Origin of the sequence: Ligilactobacillus ruminis DSM 20403 = NBRC 102161 (genome assembly GCF_900113455.1) — a bacterium.
In the GTDB taxonomy this organism is placed as follows: Bacteria; Bacillota; Bacilli; order Lactobacillales; family Lactobacillaceae; genus Ligilactobacillus; species Ligilactobacillus ruminis.
In genome coordinates this window covers 11882-20758 of the sequence record NZ_FOPI01000014.1, presented here as the reverse complement: position 1 = coordinate 20758, position 8877 = coordinate 11882, and the positions used below count along the sequence as shown (strand labels likewise).

The following is an 8877-nucleotide window of genomic DNA, read 5'->3' as shown; positions in this document are numbered from 1 at the left end:
ATTTTGGAGAGTCCGGTAGACAAAAATCAGACATTTATCCAAGTTTTTGTCTACTTTCAAATCCGCGCGCCCTGAATTTCGACCAGCCGGTAGACAAAAGCCGTACATTTCTCACGGTTTTTATCTACTTTTCCCTCTGCGCTCCAAAGCGTTTGTTTCAAGCTGCACTGGATTTTCACTAATAAAAGCACTTCATGGTCCCCTCGCTGCCAACGACGTGCATTTTCACATGGAAAGAGTTTTACCACAGATTCAACCTTGCATATAAAAAAGCTCGCTCCATCGCTGAAACGAGTCTTCGATAAAAATCTTATTCAAACAAATAATCAGGGATGAACAAATCGCCCAACGTTGCTGCCATGATGGCTTTGATGGAATGAAGCCGATTTTCGCCTTCTTGAAAGACAACGGAATGCTTGCCGTTGAAGACGTCATCCGTAATTTCGAGCGCCTCGACACCAAATTGATCACAAAGCTTTTTGCCCATTTTGGTTTGCTTATCATGGAATGCAGGCAGACAATGCATCACGACCGTCTCGGATTTGCCGGTCTTTTCAAGCAGAGAATCGTTGATTTGATACGGCAGGAGTTTTTCGACCCGGGCCTTGACGTCAATGTCTTCTCCCATGGAGATCCAAACATCGGTATACAAGACATCGGCATCCTTGACTGCCTGTTCGACATCATCCGTAATTTCGAGCGTGCTGCCGCTCTTTTCAGCCAATTTGTGCGCAATGTCTTGAACTTCTTTAGCCGGCTGCAAATCAGCAGGAGCACCGATTGAGCAGTCAATGCCAAGAATCGCGCTCGTGACAAGCAGACTGTTGGCCATATTGTTGCGCCCGTCTCCGACATATGTGAGTTTTTTGCCTTCGAGCGTTCCAAAAACTTCTTTGATCGTCATGAAATCGGCAATCATCTGGGTCGGATGCCAATCATCCGTCAAACCGTTCCAAACGGGAACACCGCTGTATCTGGCAAGGCCTTCAACGGTCGCTTGTTCAAAGCCGCGAAACTCGATGCCGTCAAACATGCTGCCTAAGATTTTAGCAGAATCGGCAACGGATTCCTTATAGCCGAATTGCGTATCCGAAATGCCCATAAATTCAGGGTGTGCACCCAGATCATTGGCTGCAACGGTAAAGGCAGAACGAGTTCTGGTCGATGTCTTTTCGAACAAAAGAGCAATATTCTTGTTTTCAAGATACTTGTGCGGAATGTTCTTTTTTTTCAGATCCTTTAGATGAAGCGCAAAATCCACCAAGTACTCAAGTTCTTTTTTGTTAAAATCGATTTCTTTCAGATAAGATTTTCCGTAAAAATGATTCATGAATAATCCCCCTATGCTACCAAAATATTTTCAAGCGTTTCGGTAATGATTTCGATGCCGGCCATAAGTTCAGATGCAGGCATAATCAGCGGAGGAAGCAGTCTGAGCGTATTGTCGCGCGCACTGAGCGTCAAAAGTCCCTTGTCCTGCAGCATCGAAACGACTTTGCTGACATCGACCGTTTCTTTCAGATGGATTCCGATCATGAGTCCGAATCCGCTGATGCTTTCGATTGCATCAATGTTTTTGACTTTTTGTTCCAGCAAAAATTTGATAAAATCCGACTTTTCGCTGACGCCTTTTAAAAATTCAGTATTCAGCTCATCCAAAACGACGTCAGCCGCTGCCATTGCCAATGGATTGCCGGCAAACGTCGAACCGTGGGTGCCCGGACCAAAGAACTTAGCCAATTCCTTTTTGCCAAGCATTGCACCGACGGGAATCCCGTTGGCAAGTCCTTTGGCGACGGTCACGATATCAGGATTCAACTCGAAGTTTTCAAAAGCAAACAATTTTCCTGTTCGACCCATTCCTGTCTGGACTTCGTCGATAATCAGCAAAGCGCCTGCTTCATGCGCTTTTTCTTCAACGGCTTTAAGCCAGGAGGCATCCCCAACGACAACGCCGCCTTCTCCTTGAACGACTTCCAAAATAACGGCCGCCTTTTGATCGTTGATTTCATCAAGGGCTGCGAAATCATTGTATTTGGCAAAGGAAACTCCGGGCACGAGCGGACCAAAGCCTTCTTTGATTCCGTCGTTTCCTGTCAAGGAAAGCGAGCCGTAAGTCCTGCCGTGAAACGAATGATCAAAAGCCAAGACCTCGCTTTTGCCGGTTGCCCTGCGCGCCAGCTTGAAAGCCGCCTCGTTTGCTTCCGTGCCGGAATTGCAAAAGCTTGCAATCATGCCGTGAGCTTCGCCAAGTTTTTTAGCAACGCTTTCCTGCAAGCTGCTTTCATAAAGGTTTGACGTATGCCAGACCTTGCCAAGCTGCTTTTCGACTGCCTCATTAAGTTTGGAAACATTGTATCCGAGTCCGCAAACACCGATTCCGCTTGTGAAATCCAGATATGTCATTCCCTTATTGTCCGTCAGTTTGAATCCGTTGCCGGACACGATTTCAAACGGAAATCTGTTATACGTTGGAAACACATGTTGCATCATCATCTTCTTCCTCCTTTACGATCTCGGTTCCGTGATTATCCAAGTCATCCGTGATAATGACGTGCGACACGCCCATCGCCTGTGCCGTAAATGCCGCATTCAGCTTAGGCTGCATGCCGGCCGTGATGACCTTCCTGGCAAAAAGTTCGCTGCAATACGTGCGGTCAAGTTTTGGAATCACTTGTCCGTTTTCCATCACTCCCGCAACGTCCGTTAACAAATACAGTGCTTCGGCATGCAACAGACTGGCAATGCTGCAGGCGCACGAATCGGCATTGACGTTCAGCCATTTGCCGTCTTCAGTCACGCACATCGGAGCCATGACGCCGATTCTTTGCCACAAAGCCCCGGCAATCGCCATCTTGTTGACCTTAGTCACCATGCCGACCGAACCATACTTTGCTTCATCAAGATACTTTCCTTCAAGCAGATGCGAACAAGCGCATGACAACGGACTGACGGGCAACCCGTTGTCAGTCAATTTTTCGACCAGTTCAGGCTGGCTTTCGCCCAAAAGCACGAGCTTCGTAAGTTCAAGCACCTCTTTGCTCGTTACGCGAATCCCATGCTTTTTTTCTGCAGGAATTCCCATTTTTTCACAAAGCTTTGAAATATTCGGACCGCCTCCATGGACGATCAAAACTTTCTTGCCCAAATGTTTCCAATACTTCAATTTTTCAAAAAAAGCCGGTTTTAATTGAGAAATGGCGTTTCCGCCGATTTTAACCACAATCAAATCATCCATGTTTTGGTCTCCTTTCATCAGCTGCGATATGAAGCGTTGATCTGAACGTATTTGTACGTCAAATCGCATCCCCATGCCTGTCCTTTGAAATCACCGTTGTTAAGTTCAACGTCGATTATGATTTCATCAGATTTGAGTTTTTCTTTTAATGCCTCTTCATCAAAATCAAGTCCCAACGAGTGCTCGACGATTTTCGTCTTGTTAAGCGCAATGTCGACGGAATCGATTTTGAGCTTGGCGTTCGTCGAACCGATCGCATCGATGATTCGACCCCAATTGGCATCTTCTCCGAACAACGCCGCCTTAACGAGATTTGAACCAACGATGGCCTTGGCCACATGTTGCGCATCTTCTTTGGAATGAGCCCCGTTGACGTTTGCTTCGACAAGTTTCGTGGCACCTTCGCCGTCACGCGCGATCTCTTTGGCCAAAAAGCCTAAAACGTGCTTTAAAGCCGCTTTGAAAATTTCATATTCAGATCCTTCTGAAAGTTCAGGCTCATCTTGCATGGCCTGTCCGTTTGCCATGACGACGACCATGTCGTTTGTCGACGTATCACCGTCGACCGTAATCTGATTAAAGGTTTCGTTCGTCAGTTCGACAAGCGTTTCCTGAAGCTTTTGTCCTGCCACTTTGGCATCCGTCACGACAAACCCGAGCATCGTGGCCATGTTGGGTTTGATCATCCCTGATCCTTTGCAAAATCCAGAGATCGTACACGTTTTGCCAAAAACTTCAAACGAAACGCTGATTATCTTCGAATGCGTATCCGTCGTCAAAACGGCCTCGGTTACTTTGAAATTTTTCGTTTTCTGAAGTTCGGCCAAACCTTGCTTGATTTTGTCCATCGGCAATTGAACCCCGATCACGCCGGTTGAGGCAACGCCGACCAGGTCTTTATCAATTCCAAGCTTTGCAGCGACGAGAGCCTGTTCCTCATGCGCATTTTCCGTTCCTTCGATTCCCGTGCAGGAATTGGCAACGGCACTGTTCATGATAATGGCTTGCAGTTCATGCTTCTTATTAATCGTTTCCTTTGTCAGTTTCGTCGGAGCCGCCTGAAACTGGTTGGTCGTATAGACTCCGGCGCTTTGTGCCGGGACCTCCGACACGACCCATCCCATGTCAAGCCGTTTCTTACGAAGGCCCGCATGAATTCCGTCTGCAAAAAAACCATTTGGCCATTTAAAATCAATCTCTTCCATAACTCTCCTCGTCCTCCTTATGGCCAGGCTGGAACTTTTGGCAACCCGCAAAGCTCATCCAAGCCAAAATAATCATTCATGTTCTGCACCGCTTGTCCAGCTGCCCCTTTGACAAGGTTGTCGATTACTGAAACAACGGAAATCGTTTTGCTCAGCTCATCGTAAGCAACACCGATGTCGCAATAGTTTGAATATTGCACGTCCTTGATCTGCGGGAATCCTTCTTCCAAGACCCTGACGCATTTTTTGCCGTGATAAACTTCCGCATATGCTTTTTTCAATGCTTCGAGATTAAAACCGTCAGCATCCTTCGGCTTGGCATAAATCGTTGCCATGATTCCGCGCGTGATCGGAATCAGCGTCGTCGAAAACTGCAGCGATCCAATCCCGCTGTCGAATTTCTTCAGCTGCTGCAAAATTTCAGGAACGTGCTGATGAGAATTGATCTTATAAAGCAGCGCATTTTCGTTGATTACCGGATAGTGACTGTTTTCAGTCAGTTTCTTTCCTGATCCGGACACGCCCGATTTGGCATCGACAATCAAAGAATCGAGCTTGATCAACTGCTTAATCAAAAGCGGTGCGATGCCTAAAATCGTTGCCGTCGCATAGCACCCTGGATTTGCAATATAGCTCGTATCGGGCTTATAAAAATCAGCCAGTCCATAGCAGGATGCTTCCAGTTCTTCTTTAGGCGCAGCCTGCTTTTTATACCATTTTTCATATTCCTTCGGATCTTTTAATCTGAAATCGCCTGAAAGATCGATGACGGGAAAATCATTTTGGATAAAAGGAGCTGCAAGCTTGCTCGTAACCCCCGCCGGAACTGCAAAGAACACCACATCGTTTTGTTCCATGATTTTTTTTGCATCATATGGCAAAAGCTCGTTTTCAATATTGCGAAATGCAGACACCTCTTTATTCAGACAACGCTTCAAAACGCCCTCTTTTTCTCGCGCATACAAATTAATTTCTTCTATTTCAGGGTGATTGCTTAAAATTCGAAACAATTCCGTTCCGCTGTACCCAGTCACTCCCACGACCGCTGCACGCATACCCCCGCCTCCTCAAGCTCAGTAATTCATAACGTTGAACTAACTATATTCTAATTTTGGTATAATTTCAAGTGTTTTTTATAAATTTATGCTATTTTTTACGTGTTTTTTGGTTTTTTATGCATTTGACAGTGAGATATGCACTATTTTGCGCATAAAAAAAGCAGCTGCCACCAGCACTGCATTTCGTACCGGAAACAACCACCGACTGATTCACTTGAAACTAAGTCCCAACAGCGAAATTATGACATATGCCATCCCGCTTGCGATTACGGGACCGGCCGCAACTCCTTTCAAAAAAACCACCCCAAGAATCGTGCCTATGACAAGCATCACCGTTACCTGCGGAACGGCGGCCAGCTGTGAAATGCCGTACCTTGAAAGAACTGCTACCAAAATTCCGCATGCGACCGCAATCCAGCCCGCAGGCGTTCTGAAGGCCTTGAACATGTCCTGCAGCGTGATCTTGCCGGTTGCAATCGGAACGAGAATCGCGATCGAAATAATCGTCACGCCCCAATTGATTCCCTTTGCCTGCAAAACGGAAAACCACTTGTCAGCAAAAGGAAGCAATTTGATTACCGCTACCACGATGCATGCGATGATCAACGAATTATTTTTGCCAAAAAATGCTGCTAAAAAAACCAAAAAAAGAAACAACCATGCTTCCATTATTTCACCCGCTTTCAAATACAGACTATCAAAAATTTATTATAATTTCCATTCTATAAGTGCAACTTAGAAAATAGTTCCATCAAAATGTAATATGATCCATTTTTGTGGCGTAAAATACATATTATACGCACTTTGTTATATTTCGATAACATTAAGATAATAATAAAGTTAAAGTAATGCAAAAAAGAAAGACGTGATTTTAAAATGGACAATAACATTCATCTGGGGTCAAAAATAAGGAAATACAGGCATCTTGCCGACATGGCGCAAGAAGAGCTCGCAGAATACAGCGACCTTTCCGTCAACTACATTTCAAAAATCGAAAGAGAAAAAACAAAACGTCAGTATTGAAAAACTCGTCGACATCTGCAACGCCCTTAACATTTCCGTTGAAGAAATACTTGATAGTAAACATAACCTCTCAATTAAGAACCTTCCGCCAAATGCGATTGAGCTGATCACGTATCTCAGGGATTCCGACAATTCAAACATCGATGAGATTTGCGAACAATTATTGTTGATGAAGGAGATGGAAAAGTAAGGTGTGAAAGCGAGCGATCATGACCCCGTACAACTGAATATTGATTAAAATACGTGCCATGATGGCGCGTATTTTTTCTTATTTCGGGCGGCACGCCAAGATTTCACTCGAATTTACGGACAAACGGCGATTTTTAAGATTTGCCCGTAATCTGAGACCACATGGCTCTGGCGAAGGTAACTGAGTAGAACATTTTTCCAAATTTTGGAGATTTTGTTCTACTTTCGAGGTTGCACGGTCAGAATTTGGAGGCGGCGGTAGAACATTTTTTCAATTTTGGATGATTTTGTTCTACTTTCGAGGCCGCACGGGCCGATTTTGGAGGCGGCGGTAGAACATTTTTCCAAATTTTGGAGATTTTTGTCTACTTTCGAGTTCGCGCGCCCCATTTTGGGGGCAGCGACGTATCATGCAGCAGGTTCGTTGCCGGCAGCTCCGGATTTTTCAATCTATAAAAAAATCCCTGCTGAACAGCAAGGAAAAAAACCGTTATAGTTTCGTAAAATCCAGTCTCCGGTAACACAGCAGAAATGCCAACGAACTGAGCATCCACGTCAACGGATAAACCCAATAGGTCGTCTGAATCGTTTGATAAAACATCCCGACAACGTACAAAGTCAGGATTCTGACGGCACACCAGCAGATCATCATGATTATCATCGGAATCATTGCCTTCCCGGCTCCGCGCATGACGGCAGCCATCACGTGCGTAAAGGCCACGAGGAAAAAGAACGGACCGCAGACGTGTGCTCTTGCAACGCCGAAACTGACCACTGCAGGCGTGCTGTCGAACGCTCCAATCAGCTGAGGCGAGAACACGAACAGCAAAATCCCCAACCCTTCCGCCAAAACCAGCGTGCAAATCGTGCCGAATCGAACTCCGGCTCTGATTCTTTGATACTCTTTTGCTCCCAAATTTTGGGCAACAAAAGTCGTCAAGGCCATCGTAAAGCAAGTTACCGGCAAAAACGCAAAGCCTTCGACCTTGCAGTAAGATCCGATGCCGGCCACTGCATTTTTGCCATAAAAATTTATGTATGATTGAATAATGACGTTCGACAGGCCGATAATCGAATTTTGCAATCCCGATGGCAGCCCGAATTTGATGATCATTTTCAAAATTTGCGGCTGAAATCTGATTTTGCGCAGATCGACGCGACACGATCCGCTTTGCGTCATCAGCTGATGCAGTGCAAGCAGTGCGCTGATCGTTTGCGAAATCGACGTTGCCACGCCTGCTGCCCCGACACCGAAACGAAAAACTCCGATAAACAACAGATCAAGCAAAATATTGATGATCGATGCGATTATCAGATAATAGACGGGATGCTTGCTGTCGCCTGATGCCTGTAAAATGCTGACAAGCGTATTGTACATGACAAATCCGGCAGATCCTAAAAAATACATCCTGAAAAATTCAACTGACTGATCCATGATTTCCTCTGGCGTACTCATCAGTCGCAAAATCTGTGGTGCCAGAAAAATTCCGACCAGCGTCAATACAAGACTCGAAACAAGTCCCAGTGCTACGGTCGTGTGAACTGCGAGCGATGTCATCTTGTGATCTCTTGCTCCGATAAAACGCGCAATCACGACGCTGCATCCAATCGTCAAACCCTGAATGAAACCAATCAGCAAAAAAATAAGATTCCCCGAAGAACTGACGGCAGCCAGTGCTGAACTCCCCAAAAAATTCCCCACAATCAGTGAATCAGCGGTGCTGTACATCTGTTGAAACAGACTTCCGAAAAAAATCGGTATCGCAAAATACACAATTTTCTTCTTGTACGAACCTTCCGTCATCACGGCATTATCATTTTTCAAAAAAATCCAGACCTCCAATCAAATTCAACAATCTTCATTATATCAGAGCTCATGAGATTTTAATGTTATTTTGCTCAAAAGGGCAAAAAAGACTTCTTGATGTCTGCGAAAATCAGATTGATTATTTTTGTCTTCCGTAATTACGGGCAAATTCCAAAAATCGACGTTTTGCCCGTAACCGAAGATTGCATTTTACGGGCAAATCCCAAGAATCGACGTTTTGCCCGTAACCGAGAAGCCGCCTTTTACGGGCACATCCCAAGAATCGACATTTTGCCCGTAACCGAAGACTGACTTTTACGGGCAAATCCCAAGAATCGACGTTTTGCCCGTAACCGA

At 45.3% G+C, this 8877-nt stretch carries 10 protein-coding genes; 3 read left to right on the top strand and 7 right to left on the bottom strand.

Annotated elements, in window-relative coordinates:
- On the top strand, window positions 1–182 hold a 182-nt coding region (locus BMZ95_RS11440), incomplete at its 5' end, for a hypothetical protein (protein WP_225357352.1).
- 128 nt (window positions 183–310) lie between these two features.
- Here the strand turns inward: BMZ95_RS11440 and argF are convergent.
- The 6 genes from argF to BMZ95_RS05215 all read right to left on the bottom strand — a co-directional run bounded on the left by argF (window position 311) and on the right by BMZ95_RS05215 (window position 6170).
- On the bottom strand, window positions 311–1330 hold the full coding sequence (argF, locus tag BMZ95_RS05240; protein ID WP_046922642.1) for an ornithine carbamoyltransferase: 1020 nt from the start codon (window positions 1328–1330) through the stop codon (window positions 311–313).
- Between the two features lie 11 nt (window positions 1331–1341).
- Window positions 1342–2490, bottom strand: coding sequence for an acetylornithine transaminase (locus tag BMZ95_RS05235; RefSeq protein WP_041820402.1), 1149 nt, complete (start codon window positions 2488–2490; stop codon window positions 1342–1344).
- Window positions 2465–3238, bottom strand: a complete 774-nt coding sequence (argB, locus tag BMZ95_RS05230) for an acetylglutamate kinase (protein WP_046922641.1) — start codon at window positions 3236–3238, stop codon at window positions 2465–2467. The genes BMZ95_RS05235 and argB overlap by 26 nt, the downstream gene beginning before the upstream one ends.
- A gap of 17 nt (window positions 3239–3255) precedes the next feature.
- Window positions 3256–4443 carry a bifunctional glutamate N-acetyltransferase/amino-acid acetyltransferase ArgJ gene (gene argJ, locus BMZ95_RS05225; protein ID WP_046922640.1) on the bottom strand — a complete coding sequence of 396 codons (1188 nt, stop codon included), beginning with the start codon at window positions 4441–4443 and terminating at the stop codon, window positions 3256–3258.
- A 17-nt stretch (window positions 4444–4460) separates the two neighbouring features.
- Entirely contained in the window at window positions 4461–5498 is a 1038-nt protein-coding gene (gene argC, locus BMZ95_RS05220) for an N-acetyl-gamma-glutamyl-phosphate reductase (RefSeq protein ID WP_046922639.1), read from the bottom strand.
- Between the two features lie 213 nt (window positions 5499–5711).
- On the bottom strand, window positions 5712–6170 hold the full coding sequence (locus tag BMZ95_RS05215; RefSeq protein WP_014074161.1) for a DUF441 domain-containing protein: 459 nt from the start codon (window positions 6168–6170) through the stop codon (window positions 5712–5714).
- 207 nt (window positions 6171–6377) lie between these two features.
- On the opposite strand from BMZ95_RS05215, the gene BMZ95_RS11435 reads away from it, so the two are divergent.
- Entirely contained in the window at window positions 6378–6524 is a 147-nt protein-coding gene (locus BMZ95_RS11435) for a helix-turn-helix domain-containing protein (RefSeq protein WP_225354943.1), read from the top strand.
- Window positions 6520–6714 carry a hypothetical protein gene (locus BMZ95_RS11695; protein ID WP_338034095.1) on the top strand — a complete coding sequence of 65 codons (195 nt, stop codon included), beginning with the start codon at window positions 6520–6522 and terminating at the stop codon, window positions 6712–6714. The genes BMZ95_RS11435 and BMZ95_RS11695 overlap by 5 nt, the downstream gene beginning before the upstream one ends.
- 489 nt (window positions 6715–7203) lie before the next feature.
- On the opposite strand, the gene BMZ95_RS05200 is transcribed toward BMZ95_RS11695, so the two are convergent.
- Window positions 7204–8517 carry an MATE family efflux transporter gene (locus BMZ95_RS05200; protein ID WP_014074164.1) on the bottom strand — a complete coding sequence of 438 codons (1314 nt, stop codon included), beginning with the start codon at window positions 8515–8517 and terminating at the stop codon, window positions 7204–7206.
- Between the last annotated feature and the right edge of the window lie 360 nt (window positions 8518–8877).